The following is a 298-nucleotide window of genomic DNA, read 5'->3' as shown; positions in this document are numbered from 1 at the left end:
GAAAGCGAAAGACTTGAAAAGAATCGAAAAGCTGAAGAAGAAAACATTCGTAAGCTAAAAGAACAGCAAGCTAAAGAAGCAAAAGCAACTCGTGAAGCTGAAAAGCGTCGAGTTGAAAAAGAAAAACAACGTAAAGTCGAAGAAGCGCGTTTAGAGCAAGAGAAGAAGAAAGCTGCTAAAGCAGAAGCTGACCGTAAGCTGAAAGAAGCGGCGTTGGTGAAAGCTGAAAATGAGCGTAAAGCTAAAGAAGCAGCAATCGCAAAAGCTGAACAGGAACGCGTGGCAAAAGAAAAAGCCG

1 pseudogene is annotated in these 298 nt (G+C 42.3%); it reads left to right on the top strand.

The window, feature by feature from the left end:
- A pseudogene (locus FTW16_RS21170) lies at positions 1 to 298 on the top strand (protein TolA); the annotation flags it as partial.

This window comes from Vibrio sp. T20 (genome assembly GCF_007858795.1).
Taxonomy (GTDB): domain Bacteria; phylum Pseudomonadota; class Gammaproteobacteria; order Enterobacterales; family Vibrionaceae; genus Vibrio; species Vibrio satsumensis.
Note: the sequence above shows the minus strand (reverse complement) of the source record. Positions and strands in the feature narration are given on the sequence as shown.